The following is a 536-nucleotide window of genomic DNA, read 5'->3' as shown; positions in this document are numbered from 1 at the left end:
GAAAAAAATAATCTTCTTCAAGAAAACCAGAAATTAAATCAAGAAAAAAATAATTTAAAAATAATTTTAAACTCATATGATATTCAGGAGAAAAAACTAAGAATATTAAATCTAGAACAAGATATTGTTTATAAAAAATTAAAAATAAAATTAAAAGAACAAAAAATTAATAAACCAAAACCAATTATTAAGCGAGTGCAAATTGTATATTCTCAATCTGCAACATTCCGTATTCATAACCATCTCTCTTATAAATTAGGTCAAGCTATAATAGTAAATTCAAAATCTTTTTTAGGTTATATAAGAATGCCTTTTATATTATCATATATATTTGACAAGCATATACGAGAACAAAAAATCTATCAGGAAAAAATAAAAAAAGATCCATCATTGGTATTACCTCCTTTAGAAAGCTATCCTGACTATAAAGAAGCCTTAAAGGAAAAGGAGTGTTTTACTTATAAATTAGGACAAGCTCTTATAAAAGCTAATAAAACTTGGTATAAGGGTGGGTATATCAGGTTGTTGCTTGAGAT

1 pseudogene is annotated in these 536 nt (G+C 24.6%); it reads left to right on the top strand.

The features are described 5' to 3' along the window. Nucleotides 1–536 (top strand): annotated as a pseudogene (locus L8X28_RS08325) (sugar transferase); the annotation flags it as partial.

The sequence above is a fragment of the Campylobacter sp. CNRCH_2016_0050h genome (assembly GCF_025772605.1).
Lineage (GTDB): Bacteria > Campylobacterota > Campylobacteria > Campylobacterales > Campylobacteraceae > Campylobacter_D > Campylobacter_D lari_D.
Note: the sequence above shows the minus strand (reverse complement) of the source record. Positions and strands in the feature narration are given on the sequence as shown.